The sequence below is a fragment of the Anaerobiospirillum sp. NML120511 genome (assembly GCF_023050955.1).
Taxonomy (GTDB): domain Bacteria; phylum Pseudomonadota; class Gammaproteobacteria; order Enterobacterales; family Succinivibrionaceae; genus Anaerobiospirillum.
In genome coordinates, this window is sequence record NZ_JALKIK010000040.1 from 1 (window position 1) to 17,867 (window position 17,867).

Sequence of the window (17,867 nt, forward strand, 5' to 3'; positions counted from 1 at the left end):
TGAGCCAGCTGCAAGGGCAGGCTGCATAAGGCGATGCAAGGCAGGCTTCATGAGCCAGCTGCAAGGGCAGGCTGCATAAGGCGATGCAAGGCAGGCTTCATGAGCCAGCTGCAAGGGCAGGCTGCATGAGGCGATGCAAGGCAGGCTTCATGAGCCAACTGCAAGGGCAGACTGCATAAGGCGATGCAAGGGCAGACCTCATGGGTTGCTGCCTGAGAGTGCCATACTGGAATACAGAATGGGGCAGCCGGCCCGGCCTGGAATGCCGGTCAGGGAATGCCATAAGTATTCATTGCAGAACGAATGGGTCGAAGAACAGCATAAATAAGTAAAAAACGGTCTGAGCATAAGGGCAAGCAGGGCTGTATGCAGCAGGCTTTATAAGCCTGGGCTCTGAAGCTTTGATGCTCTTTTAAAGTATGCGCAGTTAAAACAATCCTTGGCGCAGCTGCCAGTCAGCAAATATTAACGATGTAATGTTAAGCACTTATTAACAGTTGTAAATATGCTGACCTGCAGTTGTGTAGTGTGCATAAGCCTGACCTGCAGCTCTGTGGCATGCATACGGTTGACGTGAAGCTGTTTGGCATGCACATGTCTTAACTTCCTGCCTGACAGTCACGTGCACGAATGATGCTGTGCACGTGGCTGCCTTATATATTCGGAAATGCTGTGTACGCACACATTTTCCAGGTAACTTTCACACAGGCAAGGAAGGTTTAAGGATTCGGGCTCCTGGCGCGTTTAACGCTTTCAAGGGCAGAAAACAGGCTGACATTAGCCTGTGAATTTTCTATTTGACGTGCCTTTGTCGCCAGTACTCAGGACATTGAGGACTGGAGCTGCAGTTTGTGCTGGCTGTAATGAAAGTAAGGTATGCAGACTTTCATTCAGGCAGATATTTATGACCATTTCCGGAAGCTTTGGCGGTTCGGCAGGCTCAGGTCCTGCCGGTGATTACCATTATTTGGTTACGGTGCTGCCGCTACCTGAAAAACAGGACGAAACAAGCGGCATAAGACCATGCAATGTCTTTGGTCAGTTTCAAAGGAAAAGTAAAACTGCGGGTAAAGCTCAGGTATAAAGCATTGAGTGAAATGGATGCACAGCACAGGTCCAGCACTGTTTCACAAGCGCATAACATACCATGTACAGGGAAATGGGCAAAATCAACTGCTTTTAAAGTGGCAGTGCCTGCAGCAGGGAGGGAGAGGGACGCGAGATCAAATTTGAAGGCAGCAGGCCATCAGGGATAGACATCTGTCCTGTCGAGCTCTCCTTTGCCTGTTGCTGCAGACTGCAGCCATGGAGCAGGTTACGTACCCCGGCCATATCTGTGTATGTGCATCAGAGGCACGGCCAGTCGAGGGCCGCGTGCATGAAAGTATCAGGCATGATGCCCATGCAAACGTCTGGGAAAATTTTAGATCAATATGTCAAAAAACTGAATAGGGATAATTATATGAGCCCCATACTATTCAGCTTTCAGTGCCAAATCAGGCTCTGTGCTGCAGGTCATTTGTGTCACTGACAGCTGTGTCTGCTGACGCGGCGGAAACCTGAAAGCACCCATTATAAGTGCTCAATGATCACATTGCGTGCACGGCCCGCCAAAGTGCACGGCGTGGCTTGAAATGCCCAATCTAACGATGGTTGTGCATATGATTGAGGGTAATTATGCAATGTCATTAAAAAATGTTTTACAGCTCAATGCAGGCGTGTTATTAATGATGCGTTATACATTGCAGATGCTTGCTGTGACTGAAATTCACTGCAGGTGCCTGCAGTAGCATCTTCGGGGTTATGCTTCCCCATGATCTCAACTGCCGCCCTTACCTGCCACCACAGGCAATGGGTGGTCAGGAACCGATCTGATGTGGCAGATCGGGTTTAGTGTGTGGCAAAGGCCTGCAGCTGGCAGAGCAAAGTGCCGACAGGCTGGCCAGAGCAATCTGGTAATCGAGGTAGATTTTGAAGATCATAGTAATGAGACATGGCGATGCCATGTTCAGCGGTGGCGACCGCATTCTCAGTCCTCGCGGTGAGCAGGAGGCAAGACTGACCGGCATGAAGCTGGCTTCAGTTCTTAATATTTCCCGCATTATCAGCTCACCAAAGCAGCGTGCAGTAAGAACAGCCGAGGTAGTTCGCAGCCTGCTGCGCGGCCGCAATATACCTGAAATTGAAATCCTCCCTGAGCTTTCCCCTGAGGGTGATACCCGTGCCGTAGTGGATTTTGTAGAGGCTACAGCAGGCAAAGATGATCATGTGCTGCTGGTCTCTCACATTCCTCAGGTGGTTAACTTGAGCTATGAATTCTGCACACGCGATCAGGACTTCCCGGCCTTTTATACTGCCGCAGCCCTGGTGCTCAGCCGCGACGAAGGCAGCGAGCGCTTCCACGCCTGCAATTTCTACCAGCCAGCCGGCGAAGGTGAGATTCAGGATCACCTCTGATTTCCCGCATTCAGGGCTCGCACGGGCCCACCCGGCACCTGTGGCAGGCTGGCCCCATCGCCGTCCTGCCGTGCCGCCTGTACATCCGTCCAGCCAGTCCGGCCTCACCACCGTCCTGCCGTGCCGCCAGCCGGCTCACTGCCGTCCTGCCGTGCCTCATTCCTTCATCTGCTCTGAACTGCACTGCACTGCACCTTGAGCCGCAGCTGCCTGTGCATTGATCTTACCTCTTTCACTTAACCCTTCATCAGCGAGCGCAGCCCCTGCTGTAAAGTAGCCTGTAATCCCGGCCTCCCTCATCCTGTTCAGCGCGTCAGTCATACCACTGTTGACAGCCGGCTGCCCATAAAGCTGCTGAACAGCGCCTCCCATAACTGTCTATAGTCCTTTCCTCCGTCCCCAGGTACTGTCAGTCAGTGTTCTCCAATTGCATTCCCGCACAGCTATCTTTGCCCTGTGATGCGCACTGAGCCAGTATCGCATCTTGCCGTCAGCAGTAGCCCTCATAGCTTTACAAGCTCATTACCTCTGTATACAAATCCATGCCCTTTATCTGCAGACCTCGGTAACCTCCAACATCAGTGGTCGTAATCCTTTCATATCGGACCAGGTATGGAGCACAGCTGACAATCTGGGCGGCAGGCAAGGGCAGTCATGCGACCATCGGCATTCATTCCTGCCGGGCATACGTAGCCAGCCAGAGGTCTCGATACCAGCCGTGACGCCCGTGCCATACAGAGGCCTCGATACCAGCCGTGACGCCCGTGGCCTGACAGTGGTCTCGATACCAGCCGTGATGTCCGTGGTCTGACAGTGGTCTCAATGCCGACCTTGGCGTCCTTGCCCGCCAATAGGGACAGATAAGCCCCAGAGCCTCAATTGCATCTGCTGGCTATTGGTGCTGAAAGCGGTGTTTAGTCCTCGTGGCATTAGACTGATGAGCAACCTGTACTGGTATTCAGTTGTCGCCGTCGCTGCTGTTTATCCAGGAGAGTTGTGGGAGTGTACGTGCCGGTGTGTGCACGAAGGTGTATGCACGTGTGTGCACAGTGGGAGTTGGACATGCCGGATGCAGGGATTAAATCTGGAGCGACAGGGCTGGGCTCATTAAGTTTTTTCAAAGCAGGGATTTTTCGGTCACTGGTATTTTTGGTTTATGTTCTGGCATTTTCCCTGAAAACAGTGTTTTTGTTGTATGTAGTGAGTAAGACCCAGGTGGAGTGTTTACTCCAGTTTTTTGGAGTGATGTTGCATTTATGCCATGCATTGTGATGGAAAAGTTTGATCGCCCAGTGTTAGGTTATTATTAAATTAAGTTCATGAATGCGCTAATGATAGAGCTGTTGATATGCTGATAAATGCTATATTTATGCTGTTTTTGCGGGGGTTAACATTTGAGGCGGGCAGATCTGTGGTGGTGATGGTATGTGTGCCATATGTGCACTTTGTGCAGGGGTTTTACACTGTTATTATCGGTAACATAAATCAGCCTCTGGAGCCCATAGATATGGGAAATGAAACTGTTTACATTCCTTTTCACCTGTCGCACAGATATACAGTCAGTATCTAAGTCACCTCATAAAAAGGCTGAAACAGGCTTAATCAGGATTAAACAATTTATCGATGGCAGGGGCCTGAATATCATAGATACGGCATGCTAAGGGCTTCAAACATCATGTCTGGAATAATCCATGCCAAAATTGAAAATGTTGGGTGTTATTTGAAAATGTGTGTGTAAAATAAAATTTTACTGAGGTAAAAAAGTGCATCTTCTGCACCATTTTATGATTTGTGATCACGTACGCAATGTTGGCAAAAATCTTGATAAATGTGGCGGATATAGACAATTGCGGTTGATTAAGATCGCAGTAGGCCAGATAATTACCACATCAAAGCAAACTAAGCAGAAACAGGTATTTACCTTAGATTGACAGATATTTTTGTCCTGGTGATTTACCTGATTTGAATTTACCGAAAGCCCGGTCATGGCGACTGTGTAACCTGCACAGAAGCCTTAAAAGTTTCCAGAGTTTTTGCACCAGATTAATGCAAATTTTACAATCGGGAACTAGACTAAAATACACACAGACAACACAGGAGTCAGTGAGTCTATGCGTACTTTCAGAAAATACACCCCAGTAATGATCGCAAAGCACGTAGCCTCTTTCTTTAAGGGACAGTTCGTCATTGAGGAGCAGGGAACATTCACCTTTGATGGCGGCAAGGTTGTTATCAACGAGGACTGCAGCGAAAAGCAGCGTGTCATTGGCAGAGAAATCAACGATTTAATCTCTGATTTTCTGGCCTCATCCCGCAAGATGGACGTTCATTACGAATAGTCACCTGCCATCGCTATGCCTGTGTTGATCAGAGGACTGGTCCATGTATAAGACATGGGAATGACCGGCGGCTGAGGTCCGGTAAGCCATTCAGCCGTCGTGTTCCTGTGTCCAGTATCATCACAGTTAATTCAGGCATCTGCCCACAAAAACAGAGCGCACTCAGACGCTCATTTTTTTTGCCTTTTGCTGCCATTGCAGCCCCTTCATCAAGCTATCCCGCTATTCCCGCATTTCAGGCCTCTCCAGCAAGCTATCCCGCTATTCCTGCATTACAGCCCTTTCAGCAAGCCCATCCAGCTATCCCAGCATTGTCACCCATCTTGCTCTTCCTGCATTGCCCTCTATCCTGCTCTTCCTGCTCTTCCTGCACTACATCAAGCTGTAGCACAGCTGATTTCCTGCATTACACTGCAGTGCTCATGAGACAGGTACAGGCGGAGCTTACTGGAAGTTACTTTTGTGGGTCAGGTCTGGGGATTATGCCTGGAGCCTTGCGCCGTCCGTAGCGGTATCTGCAGCGCTCTGTGTCGTGGCGGTGCGGGCGTATTTTTGGGGATTGAGGCTGTTTTTCAGGTAAAATAGCCATACCAGGTTAATTGGGCCTGTTGGGCTTTCTGTTATTGCTTATGGAAAGCGCCAGGCTGTTTGTATAGAGATTTATATCATTTTATGACCACGCAAAACGTAAACGAGTCAGAGGACCTTAACTCTCATACCAGATCTGCTGAAGAGCTGATCGACTCAATTATTGCTCCTATCGACGAAGACTTTTATCACATGCCTGATGACGAGGAGGTGTTAAAGACCCTTGATGAAGAGCTGTTCACCGTACAGGATGTAGTGCGCTATCTGGTGTCACTGTTCTCCATGCACGGTGTTTATGTTGGTCATGGAACTGATAACTACTGGGATGAGGCTCTGGAGATGGTGCAGGCTGTCATGTTCCTGCAGCCACCATGCGATGACTCCACTCTGACTTCCCGTCTGACCCGCCGCGAGCGTCATCTTATCGGCAAGATGGCCATTGCCCGTACCAGATACCGTATTCCAACTCCATATTTAACTCACCGCGCTTTCTTTGCCGGCCACCAGTTCTATGTGGATCGTCGCGTCATCATTCCGCGTTCTCCTATTGCCGAGCTTATCGACAATGAGTTCCACCCTTATCTCAACCGCCGTCCTGAGCGTGTTCTGGACATGTGCACAGGTTCAGGCTGTATAGCCATTGCCATTGCTCTGCAGTTTGAGGGCGACTGTGAGGTTGATGCTGTTGATATCAGCGCCGATGCCCTTGAGGTTGCTGCCCGAAATATTGAGGGCTATGAGCTGGAAAACCTGGTAACTCCAATCCAGAGCGATCTCTTTGACAATCTGCCAGAGGGTGACCGCTACGACCTTATCGTGGCCAACCCTCCTTATGTCAACGCCGAAGACATTTCCTCCATGCCTGATGAGTACCACCGTGAGCCTGAGCTGGCTCTTGGCTCTGGTGCTGACGGCCTTGACTGCGTGCGCCGCATTCTCCTCAAGGCCCGTGACTTCCTGACCGATGAGGGCATTCTCATTGTTGAGGTGGGCAATACCGAGGAAAACCTCATTGAGGCCTATCCAAACGTGCCTTTCCACTTTATCGACCTGAAGAAAGGTGGCAGTGGTGTATTCATGCTGACAGCTGATCAGCTTGAGCTGTGTGCTCAACACTTCGTCAATGCCTGCAATGACCAGCGCAATTAAGAAAAGCATGCCGGGCTGGTAACTGACTAAGCAGGCTCAGCAGGTCGTCAGTATTAAGCTGCAGGAGTTCAGCCTGTCAGAGGTAGCGTAGCGGCCGCCCGTCATCAGTAGCCTGGTTACAGCCAGTCATAACTGGCGCGAAGGCTGCCTCTCAGCAGTGGCGCGGCGTCCGCTCAGAACTGGCGCGGCGTCCGCCAGTCTGAAGTGGCAGCAGGGCCGCCAGTCAAGAAGGCGGGACTGGCGCAGTGAGTGCGCAGAGGACGGCAAACTGTAAGCTGCAGGAAGGGACCTGAGTGGTCGGACCGTGCTTTTTTGGTGCGGGCTGATACTCAGGTCCTTTCTTTTGGCCTGAAAATGAGAAAACTCAGACATATGAAGTAAGCCTGTGCTTATTTCCTGGTTTGATGGGCTAAGATATATGGGCTGGAAAAGTTTTCAGCCAGTCGGTTTTGCTGCTGTCAAGACGACTTTAGTGTCGTGCAGCAGACGGCGCAGCAGTCGCAACCTTTTATTTTCGAGGAGCCTGATTAATTCTATGGGTGCAAATACCTTCGGACAGATCTTTACTGTAACTACCTGTGGTGAGTCTCATGGCCGTGCTATGGCCTGTATTATCGATAACTGCCCTCCAGGTGTAACCATCAGTGAGGAACAGATCCAGGTCGATCTCGATCGTCGTCGTCCTGGCAGTACCCGTTTTGGTACCCCACGTAACGAAGCTGACCAGGTCAGAGTGATCTCCGGCGTCTTCCAGGAGAAGACCACCGGCACCCCAATTGGTCTTATTATCGAAAACACAGCTCAGCGCTCTCAGGACTACTCTGAGATTATGAATGCCTATCGCCCTGGTCATGCTGACTATACCTACAATATGAAGTATGGTATCCGTGATTATCGTGGCGGTGGCCGTGCCTCTGCCCGTGAGACCGCCATGCGTGTTGCTGCCGGCTCCATTGCCAAGACTGTGCTAAGAGAGCTCTTTGGTATCAGCATTGACGGCTGCGTTACTGCCATAGGCCCATTCAGTACTGAAGCTTATGACCCTCAGGCTGCCCTTAACAACCAGCTTAACTTTGCCAGTTCTGATGAAAATGAACTCCAGAAGATTTACGATTTCATGGACAATCTGCGAATGGAGCACGATTCCTGTGGTGCTGTAGTTGAGGTGCGTGCCCATAACGTACCTGCCGGCATGGGCTCTCCTGTATTTGAGCGCCTTGATGCCAAACTTGCTCAGGCCATGATGTCCATAAACGCCGTCAAGGGCGTAGAGATTGGCGACGGCTTTGCCATGGCTGCCATGAAAGGCAGTGAGGCCCGTGATGAAATTACCCCTGAGGGTTTCCTGTCCAATCATGCCGGTGGCATCCTCGGCGGTATCTCCACAGGTCAGGTTATCAGGGTACGCATGGCCTTCAAGCCTACCTCCTCCATAATGGTTCCTGGCCGCAGCATCGACAAAAACGGTAATCCTTTAAACGAGCTTGTTACCAAAGGCCGCCATGACCCATGCGTAGGTCTGCGTGCCGTTCCAATTGCCGAGGCCATGATGGCCATGACCATTCTCGATGCCGTCCTTATGGATCGCGCCCAGTGCGGCAGTGTAGACCGTGATGCTATCTTCCGCATCCCGGCAGGCAACTGATATCCATTTACGGCACTGTCAGGCAGCTCGAGGCAGCACCTGCCAGCTCCAGCTGACCATAGCCACAGTCAGGCGACCTGCACAGGCTACAGCCTGCCATAGCCACAGTCAGGCGACCTGCACAGGCTACAGCCGACCATAGCTGCATTCAGGCTATACGCAGCGGCTGCAGTCGACATGCTGCAGTCAGGCGAGCTGCAGCGGATGACGGGACTGGACCTGGTGGTAACAGACGGACAGGTCCGACAGAACACGAACATGCTGAGGCTGCAGGCCTCAGATTATTGCAAGGGGGCTGATGAGAGTATCTAAGCCCCGCAACCACAGACTCTGTTTTAGCAGAGCTTTTACAGGATTTAACCATGGACGCTCTTGAGACCATAAAGTCCCACCAGTCAATCAGAAGATTTACTGGTGAGAAAATCACCGCTGAGCAGATGACCGCCATTGATGACGCCATTGTTCAGACCTCCAGCACCTGCTTCTACCAGTTTGTTACCACCATTAAGGTATCAGATCCGGTCAAGCTTGCTGAGATTGCCCAGTTCTCCGGAGATCAGGATCACATTGCAAAGTGCGCTACTTTCTTTGTTTTCTGCCTCGATGTAACCAAGCTGGCCCGCATCTCGGATATCAAGCCACCATATGGCTTCAAGTTCATAACAGGCGGCTTTAACGACTGTTCTCTGGTCTGCCAGAATGTTCTGACCGCTGCTGAGTCCATGGGCCTGGGAGGCGTAGTTATAGGTGGCTACAAGTCAGGCATTAAGCGTCTGTCAGAAATGCTCAAGCTGCCAAAGGGCGTAGTACCTTTACTGGCCCTTGCTCTTGGTGTTCCTGACAAGGAGTACCTTGAGGAGCAGAAGCCTCGTCTGCCACGTCACTGGTTCATCATGGACGAGGAGTACAAAGACGCCTTCAATGAAGAAGAGCTGGCTCAGTACAACCAGACTTTCAAGGCCTACCTTGAAAACCGCAAGTACAATCAGCGTTCAGCTGACTGGACTCAAAGCTGCAATACCATGCTCAAGAGCACCACAGCACCAGCCGGTGCCATTGTTGATTACCTCAAAGAGCAGGGCTTTGACTTTATCTAAGACCGCACTTTGCAGCCTCATGGCCAGCAAAAAATACCCAAAGCCAGATGGCACTGCACAAAAGAGCAGTGCCGCATAAGCTGTCCTGGTACAGCAAATAATGAAAAAGGCAGATTTGTTATCAAATCTGCCATTTTTTTTGCCCAGAAACACTTAAAACCAGCTCAAAAACTGCCAAATTCGTTAACCGACGATATGCTGAAAGTACGCAACAGCCACTGTCCTGCATTCTCAAACTACTTAAAAATTGCAATCATAAAATATTTTGTAAATCATTATCAGGCATGAGATGAGCTGTTCTGCAGTCATAAGGCAGCTGTTATTTGATCCTGTGTTCAGCAGCCTGCCGGTTGAATGCTGCAGCGTGTATCTTCAGCCTGCAGTATGCAGCTTGCTTTGCTTTTCAAAGAGTACAGAAAGAGGCACTAAACGCAATTCAGTTCCTTTAGCAACTGCCAGGCACTGACTGGGATGGGATAGGATTGGATGGGACGGGATAGGACAGGGGAGGATTGGATTGAAAGGGATGGGATAGGACAGGGGAGGATTGGATTGAATGGGACGGGATAGGACAGGGGAGGATTGGATTGAAAGGGATGGGATAGGACAGGGGAGGATTGGATTGAATGGGATGGGATGGGATAGGATAGGATAGGATGGGATTGTATAGGGGAGGACTGGTGTGCAGCTCTGGTCCTGATGCTGCATTCAGACAGATGTGTTACCTGATGGATTACGCGGACAGAGCTTAGGTTGTCAGGTTTATGCCTTTGGTCAGCCAATCAGGGGCTGCAGCGGACAAGTGGGATGGCGCTCTGTACTTGGCAGGGGCGGGCGCTGGCAGCCTGGCTGTTAAGGGCAGTGCCAGGTGAGAGTGCGGGTCAGGGGCATACCATCGCATGGCTTTGCGGAGCCCCTGGTTGGGATATCTGTGCAGGGAGGCCCGGACAATTAAGGGGCTGGAGCCTGGGCAGTGCAGGGGGCTGCAATGCCTTGCATGAACATATGGAGTCCTGGCTGTGCCTGTCGTGGTCAGAGGCAGCGATGGTTCGGACAGGGATTTAAATGGCTGTCGGGCGGTTTTGAAAAACGTTTGTTGTGGCGGGGCGTTTTGAGAAGGGCTCTTGCGGGAATGATGCTGGCTGCTGGGGTAAACAAAAAGGCCCTGCCGGTTGGGCAGGGCCTTTGAAAAAGGGCTTTTTCAGAAGAGGGTGGCTTTTACCACTTCTTCTTGTCGCCGAAGATCTCGTCCAGCTCGGACTCGGTCTCGGTCTTCTCGTTGACTCTTTCGACTTCTTCCTTGCTCTTCTCGCGTACCTGATGCTCAAGTTCGCGCAGCATCTGATTGAGAACGTCTGACTTGTCCATCAGCCAGTTGTCCTTGATGCCGGAGCGGCGGATAACCTCAAGACCCTTGGTAATCATGGTACGGCATGAACCTACCTGACGGTTCTCGCGCATGATGATTACGTTCTGGATGAGGTTGGAAACGTTAATCTTCAGAACCAGCAGCTTGAGACGACGGTCTTCTTTCTGACACAGGTTTACGTCTACTGTGGTGCCGGCACGCAGTTCAGACTGAATGATCTTGCGCAGACGGCGGATAGTACGTAACTGCATAACAGCAACGTTGTCATTCTCAGGATTACGGAAGGCCAGATCCTCTTTGTAGTTAACCTTGATGTCTTCAATAATCTTGGTCTGCTCGGCAATACGCTCTTCAATGCCACGGGCGGTAGGGTCGCCCTTCATACGCTTTAAGGCACTTAAAATACGGTTGCGCAAAATGAGTACCATAGTCTTGGAGTAAGGCAGCTGGTTCTGATTGATCAGCAGCTCTTCAGACTCGGAAACGATATTGCGGCAGCGGGTATAGATAACACGCATATCTTCTTCGCGCTTAGCCATGTAATCACTGTACATGTTGTAAATGATTAACATGAACGTTGTAAGCACAATGATGATTACAGCAATCGTAATTAACATATTTAGCCCTTTATGGTTGTGCCTGAAAGACGTTGAAAAATAATCAGTTGTAATACAACAGAGGCCGGGCAAAATGCCGGTCATTCTGTCTTAAGGAATTCTGTTTACGACAAAGGTCTGAGCCACAAACGCAAAGATCCTGTCCTTAATCGTGCATTTTACAGGCCTTTATCAGCTCTGTCTGATACCCTGTCTGCTTGAAGAACGGCAATATAGCATATTTAGCCGCCCTGTTAGAATTGCGGTGCAGTCTGCCTGTCTTATCCGCATTGGGAAAATCAGTCGTTTGAGTGACGATTTTACCAGTAAATCAGTGTTGCACTAATTTGAGGCTCTGATGTGTTCAGCCGCACGGCTGCTTTAACACATATAACCGGAAGGCTTAAGGCCTCTGAGGTGTCCGGTTACTCCATTTTTTGATGATCAGGTCTCTTCTGGCTTTAAGGCTTGCTCCTGAAGCTTTAGGCTCAATTTCCTGTAAGGAATTTCAATGTGTATCAGGGACTCAGTCTGATAACCGAATATTATGCAACAAAGTATCCTCAAAATAATAGATCCTGATGCCATGCAATATGACAGCTGACTTGCAATTGCAGTTAAAGTCAGGCTGCAGGGCTCAGGTAACTGTTATTCTGTCGAACTCCAGACACCACTAAAGACACCTTAATTACCTGTTAAGGAGTCGAAGCGATGACTGCTCACGTGACTACAGCAATAGGTATGCCACGAAATGGTGCTTTAGTGAAAAACGGCAATTATCAGCCATTTTCTGATGACGATTATGCCTGTTGTTATACCTTATGACAGTGTTTTTTCAGCAAAAAGCATGGCTGTGGCGTTAATTTGTCACGACGTAGTGCCCATGGCTGCGTACTCCCGACAGTGCTGTGTTATCTGCCTTAGCATGTATGTCATAAATATGTCTGTGAGGCCATATTTTGTTCACTATGTGTCTTTCAATCAAGTGCAGACGCAATCTGTAACGGCATTATAAGGAAAATCATGACAATGCCATGCTGATAATTAGAATAATGCCCCGCTTTTGAACACAGACAGGTCAATGTATGTGGGATTGAGCATGAATTTCATCCATAAACCCATAGCAAAATGCAGACAGTAACAGCATGCATGCAGCCCTCCTGCTGGCCTGCCAGCATGAGAGCAGGGGCGCTTTGCAATGCGGAGGCGGTCGGCATCACCCGTCTGACGCTTAAGTAGCGACCATTGAGTTCAGCGAGTTCAGGCGGTTTTGTTACAACCATGCAACATGCTGACATCAGGGCGTCCGGTATCTTCATACCGGGACCGGTTCGTCAGTGCAACAGGCGTTGACTGGGTCTGTGGCCTGGCAGTAATAGTCCGGCCTTGAGGGCACAGGATGCAGTGCCGACTCCAGAGCGACTGCTCATTACGGAAGAGTGGGGGAAGGGGAAGGGGATAGGGCGAGGGCAAGGCTCACCATGGGGCGCAGGTCTCTCCGTTGAGTGCGGGTCTGTGAGCAGGCTGATTGTGCTGAGATTCCAGATAGCTGTTGGGGTATTCAGTGAGATGCCATGGGGGTATCCGATTGACACAGGTGATTATTTTGGTGCGGGAAAAAAGCTTGCCAGGGTTCATATTTTTACGATTTTGTCAGGGCCGGTCTATGGTCTCAAGCTGCAATTTTGTTTCAATCGGCTTATAATCTTTTGAGCAATTTAGTCGGCCTGGATGTGGCCTCAGTGGCGTCGGTACGCGGCTGATGGATACAACTGGCCGCCTGGCCGAAACACCAATGGAAAAGGATTGGCTAATGACAACTTTAATTAAGAATCAGGACTTCATTGACTCAATCTATGAGGCTCTCCAGTTCATTTCGTACTATCACCCACGTGATTTCCTTGACGCAATGAAGCATGCCTATGATATTGAGCAGAACCCTTCAGCCAAGGCTGCCATCGCACAGATCTTAAAGAACTCCAAGATGTGTGCTATCGGTCACCGACCACTGTGTCAGGACACCGGTGCCGTAACCTGCTTCGTCAAGATCGGTATGGAAGTCCAGTTTGAGGGCGACATGACCGTTCAGGAGATGGTAGACGAGGGTACCCGTCGTGCCTACACCTGCGCTACCAATCCGCTGCGCAAGTCCGTACTGGTCGATCCTGCCGGCAAGCGTGTTAACACCAAGGACAATACTCCTGCCGTAGTTCACATTGAGATGGTCAAGGGTGACAAGGTTGAGGTTTCCATCGCTGCCAAGGGTGGTGGTTCCGAGAACAAGACCCACATGAAGATGCTCAATCCTTCTGATTCCATCGTTGACTGGATCCTCCATGAGATTCCTTTAATGGGTGCCGGCTGGTGTCCTCCTGGCATTCTTGGTGTTGGCGTAGGCGGTACTCCTGAGAAGTCAGCCTTACTGGCCAAGGAATCCTTAAACGAGCACATCGATATTCAGGATCTGATTAAGCGCGGCCCACAGAATGCCGACGAAGAGCTCCGTCTTGAGCTGTACGAGAAGATCAACAAACTTGGTATCGGTGCTCAGGGTCTGGGTGGTCTGACCACCGTTCTGGACGTTAAGGTAAAGAGCTATCCTTGCCACGCCGTATCCAAGGCCATCACCATTATTCCTAACTGCGCCGCCACCCGTCACATCGACTTCACTCTGGACGGTTCAGGCCCGGCCACCTTCACTCCTCCATCACTGGACATCTATCCTGAGATCGAGCTTGGTGGCAATGACAACGTCAAGCGCGTCAACCTCGACACCCTGACCAAGGAAGAGATCGCCACCTGGAAGATGGGTGATACTCTGCTGCTGACCGGTACCATTCTGACCGGCCGTGATGCTGCCCACAAGCGCATCTGCGACATGATCGCCAAGGGTGAGTCCTTACCTGATGGCGTTGATTTCAAGGGCAAGTTCATCTACTACGTAGGTCCAGTACCTGCTGTTGGTGATGAGGTTGTAGGCCCAGCAGGCCCAACCACTTCCACCCGTATGGACAAGTTCGTTGAGACCATGCTCGCTGAGACCGGCCTGTATGGCATGATCGGCAAGTCCGAGCGCGGTCCTGCCGCTGTTGAGTCCATCAAGAAGCACAAGGCTGCCTACTTAATGGCAGTAGGTGGTGCTGCCTACCTCGTATCCAAGGCCATCAAGGAAGCCCGTGTTCTGGCTTTCGAGGATCTGGGCATGGAAGCTATCTACGAGTTTAAGGTTGTCGATATGCCAGTTACCGTTGCTGTTGACTCCGAGGGTAACAATATCCACTCCGTAGGTCCTAAGATCTGGTCTGAGAAGATCAAGGAAATTGACTTCAAGTACGTCTAACAGTAACTTTTGTCCTGTAGTATTACCTTATGATCAGGGCGGGTCATATCAGTTGCCATATCATCCTGACTGACCAGACCCCCTCCAAGTCATAATAAATTTCAAAGAGGCGGTATTGCACGTTTGCTATACCGCCTTTTTTTGTTATTGTTAGTAACTCAACTGGCCCTGGTATTTTCTGACCTGTTCATTACCAGTAACATCGCGACAGCGGCCCGCTTTGCGGCCACTTGTGCCAGCCTGCAACAAAGCCTTTTCGCTCAACTGCAAAGGCGGCACGGCAGCTCAAACGGCTGTTTTTCACGAGGCCCGACGAAAAACGTAACTGACGCTCATGAACTGCCTGAGCTGGCAGAGCGCTCTGCGCTGTCTGACAGCAAAATGCAGTTGCCATGGACGTCATAAATCCCGTCATTACCATGCTTGCATGGATCTGCACTGCAGATTCATTTTTACTTTCCTGCTGCAGCCTCACGCTGCCTGTCAGCTGCGCTGCTATCCTCACCCACAGCCTTTGCCCGGAAACGGGCCCAGCCTGTACCGTGGTTACTGAAATGCTCAGTGGCCCCCGGGGATAACCTGTACCCGCTATTCGGACCCGGCCGTACCGTGGTTGCTCACAAGGCAGCCCCCGGGGATGGCCTGCGCCCGTTATCTGGCAACCACACCAGAAAATCTGGTGCAACCGGGTCTGAGAGAACAGCTCTCAGCGCCCATCCAGCTATGGGCCAGGGCACAGGCGCAGCCGGGCAGACAGTACTGAGTGAGCAGCCGGCCAGGTGCTTGACCGGCCCTGAAACCCATGGCGCAGCCATAAGCATCAGCGGCCTTGCCATCACCTGGCTGAGCCTGGTTCTTCACCGGCCTTGCCATCACCAGGCGGAGGCATAAGCAGGGCTGGGGCAAGAGAAAGCAAGGTAATGAACGGACTGTTATGGTCAGGTTAGAAAATACAGACGCGTTTTGGGAGCATTCAGTCAGCGCATATGCAGCAGCTGGCGCTGCAACAGCGGCTCACAGGCCTTGTGCCGGGCAGGGGCATAGCAGCAGCTTTCGCAGCTGCAAGCCCTGCAGGATGGGCACAGCAGTGTTGGCTGAAGATGCAGAGCGCCTTACGACCAGGCGACCGCAAGGTAGCGCGGCTGCCTGCTGATGTTTCCAAGGGGAGCGCGCCCGGGCTGTCATTTCCACGCCTTTTAAGGAGAAATAATATGGGCGAAGGTCTGACACTTTATCTGAAAAATGAGTTTACTGGCTGGAAAAAGGCCGAAACCACCTGGATGCTGGTGGCATCGGCCATTATTCTGTCGCTGTCTCTTTACTGGGGTGATTCCACTCTGGGTATTGTGGCCGCACTGACCGGTGTATGGTGCGTGGTGCTCACTGGTATGGGCAAGAGCATCTGCTTTGTCTTTGCTCTGGTCAACGTGCTCAGCTATGCCTGGATTGCCTATGAGGCCAAGTACTATGGCGAGGTCATGCTCAACACTCTGTACTACACACCAATGAATATCATTGGTCTCTACCTGTGGGCCCGTCATACCAGTGCTGATACGGGTGAGGTGGAAAAGCGCCGCCTGAGCCGCAAAAAGAAGATCTACATTTATGCTGTTACTGTAGTGGCCGTCTTTGCCTATGGTCTTTTCCTGCGCACTCTGGGTGGCAACCTGCCATGGGTCGACAGCCTGACAACAGTACTGTCCATTACCGCTCAGATTCTGACTATCTACCGTATTGCCGAGCAGTGGCTATTGTGGATTGTGGTTAATGCCGCAACCATTGTCATGTGGTCCATTAACTTTGCTCAGGGTCAGGAGAATCTGGCGGTACTGCTGATGTGGGTAGTCTACCTGCTCAATGCCATTTACATGTACATACGCTGGTCAAGGGAGGCCAGGAGCAATGAGATATAAGACCGGTCTTTACGGAGGAGCATTCAATCCTCTGCACATGGGACATGTAGACAGCCTGATTCAGGCAGCCAATCTGTGTGTCAGACTTTTTGTAGTGCTGTGGGCAGGTCGTAACCGCAATGAAATAGACATGCTGGTACGTTACCGCTGGATTTACCGCCTGACCGCCCATATTGGCAATGTCACCATCCTTACTGTTGAGGATGATGCCCCGTCGCTCAGCCAGTACACTCACGAAATGGCACTTGAACATGCCCGTCAGATACGTGATCAGATCAAGGACGGTATCGATGTAATCTTTACCGATGACGATACTGATGAGCGCAGCTGCTTCAAACTGACCTGCCGTGAGGCTGCCATTCATCATTTTGACAACACCATGGGTATAAGCTCCAAGGTTCTGCGTGCTGATCCTTATGGTCACTGGGACTGGCTGCCAGCAGTGGTACGTCCTCATTACACCCGTAAGGTTCTGCTCATTGGCGGCGAAAGCACTGGCAAGTCCACTCTGACATTGAATCTTACCAGTAGATTTAATGCCATCAGCATTGATGAGGCCGGCCGTGAGCTCTCCTTTAAGTCAGGTACTCCTGATCGCATGCTCTCTGAGGATTATGTTGAGATCCTGCTTCAGCAGAAGCTCAATGAAATCAAGGCTCTGGAGCAGGGCAAGAAGGTGCTTTTTGTTGATACTGACACCCTTATTACCCAGTTCTACATCAATTTCTTTGAAGATCCGCAAAGTCGCCTGAACAAGGCTCTGTCTGATGCTATCGACAGCATCAACCGCTTTGATCTCATTATCTTCCTTGAGCCTGATGTGGACTTTATTCACGACGGCGACCGCTCCATGGTCATTGCCAGCCAGCGTGAAAAGTACTCCAATCAGATAAAGGACATCTTTGAGAGCCACAACCGCAGGTTTGTCACCGTAAGCGGCGACTACCAGTCCCGCTACGAGCAGGCCGTGGCCCTGGTAAACGCACTGCTTGAGCCCCAGGCCTAGCCCCGGCACCGCACCACGCGATGCACGCTGCCACCGAGCCTCTGCCACACCACGCATCCACTGGCTCGCTCCGTCCTACTGCAGGCGCCGGGTGCCTCCAGGTGCTGCCGGGTATGATGGGCGCGGCGCATAGCTGACAGACCGAAAGTATCTGCACTCAATAAACTAAAGGGCCTGATCTCCATTATGGGGATCAGGCCCTTTAATTTGCACCGTGCTGGCTGATGGCAACATCGTGAGACCCGTTGCATACTCAGCAAACAGCGCTCAGCAGACTGTAGGACAGTGTCTGGAAAAGACCTTTTTCGGGTCATAAATATGACGTGGGACCTGATGCCCGCGTAATTTCATGCGGGCAAGACATATGG

Annotated in this window: 11 protein-coding genes; 10 read left to right on the forward strand and 1 reads right to left on the reverse strand. The window is 51.0% G+C overall.

Annotated elements, in window-relative coordinates; genetic code table 11:
• The first annotated feature begins 904 nt into the window (after positions 1-904).
• From MXE39_RS10140 to MXE39_RS10165, 6 genes are all read left to right on the forward strand, one after another.
• The gene (locus tag MXE39_RS10140) at positions 905-1,084 is read left to right on the forward strand and encodes a hypothetical protein (RefSeq protein WP_246978570.1); all 180 of its coding nucleotides are present in this window, start codon (positions 905-907) and stop codon (positions 1,082-1,084) included.
• Positions 1,085-1,971: 887 nt separating this feature from the next.
• Complete coding sequence (gene sixA / locus MXE39_RS10145; RefSeq protein ID WP_246978569.1) at positions 1,972-2,457, forward strand: phosphohistidine phosphatase SixA; 486 nt, start codon at positions 1,972-1,974, stop codon at positions 2,455-2,457.
• 2,111 nt (positions 2,458-4,568) lie between these two features.
• Positions 4,569-4,796 carry a DUF1107 family protein gene (locus MXE39_RS10150; protein WP_246978568.1) on the forward strand — a complete coding sequence of 76 codons (228 nt, stop codon included), beginning with the start codon at positions 4,569-4,571 and terminating at the stop codon, positions 4,794-4,796.
• Positions 4,797-5,576: 780 nt separating this feature from the next.
• Positions 5,577-6,533, forward strand: a complete 957-nt coding sequence (gene prmB, locus MXE39_RS10155; RefSeq protein ID WP_246978574.1) for a 50S ribosomal protein L3 N(5)-glutamine methyltransferase — start codon at positions 5,577-5,579, stop codon at positions 6,531-6,533.
• 535 nt (positions 6,534-7,068) lie between these two features.
• Positions 7,069-8,178, forward strand: a complete 1,110-nt coding sequence (gene aroC / locus MXE39_RS10160) for a chorismate synthase (RefSeq protein ID WP_246978567.1) — start codon at positions 7,069-7,071, stop codon at positions 8,176-8,178.
• 362 nt (positions 8,179-8,540) lie between these two features.
• On the forward strand, positions 8,541-9,275 hold the full coding sequence (locus MXE39_RS10165; RefSeq protein ID WP_246978566.1) for a nitroreductase family protein: 735 nt from the start codon (positions 8,541-8,543) through the stop codon (positions 9,273-9,275).
• Between the two features lie 1,218 nt (positions 9,276-10,493).
• Here MXE39_RS10165 and MXE39_RS10170 read toward each other — a convergent pair.
• Entirely contained in the window at positions 10,494-11,261 is a 768-nt protein-coding gene (locus MXE39_RS10170) for a hypothetical protein (protein WP_246978565.1), read from the reverse strand.
• A 1,792-nt stretch (positions 11,262-13,053) separates the two neighbouring features.
• Between MXE39_RS10170 and MXE39_RS10175 the strand changes: the two genes are divergently transcribed.
• The 4 genes from MXE39_RS10175 to MXE39_RS10190 all read left to right on the forward strand — a co-directional run bounded on the left by MXE39_RS10175 (position 13,054) and on the right by MXE39_RS10190 (position 17,499).
• Complete coding sequence (locus MXE39_RS10175) at positions 13,054-14,580, forward strand: fumarate hydratase (protein ID WP_246978564.1); 1,527 nt, start codon at positions 13,054-13,056, stop codon at positions 14,578-14,580.
• A 141-nt stretch (positions 14,581-14,721) separates the two neighbouring features.
• Entirely contained in the window at positions 14,722-14,985 is a 264-nt protein-coding gene (locus tag MXE39_RS10180; RefSeq protein ID WP_247074046.1) for a hypothetical protein, read from the forward strand.
• An 806-nt stretch (positions 14,986-15,791) separates the two neighbouring features.
• Entirely contained in the window at positions 15,792-16,493 is a 702-nt protein-coding gene (gene pnuC, locus MXE39_RS10185) for a nicotinamide riboside transporter PnuC (RefSeq protein WP_246978563.1), read from the forward strand.
• Positions 16,483-17,499: an AAA family ATPase gene (locus MXE39_RS10190; protein WP_246978561.1), complete on the forward strand. Its 1,017-nt coding sequence runs from the start codon at positions 16,483-16,485 to the stop codon at positions 17,497-17,499. The genes pnuC and MXE39_RS10190 overlap by 11 nt, the downstream gene beginning before the upstream one ends.
• Positions 17,500-17,867: the final 368 nt, after the last annotated feature.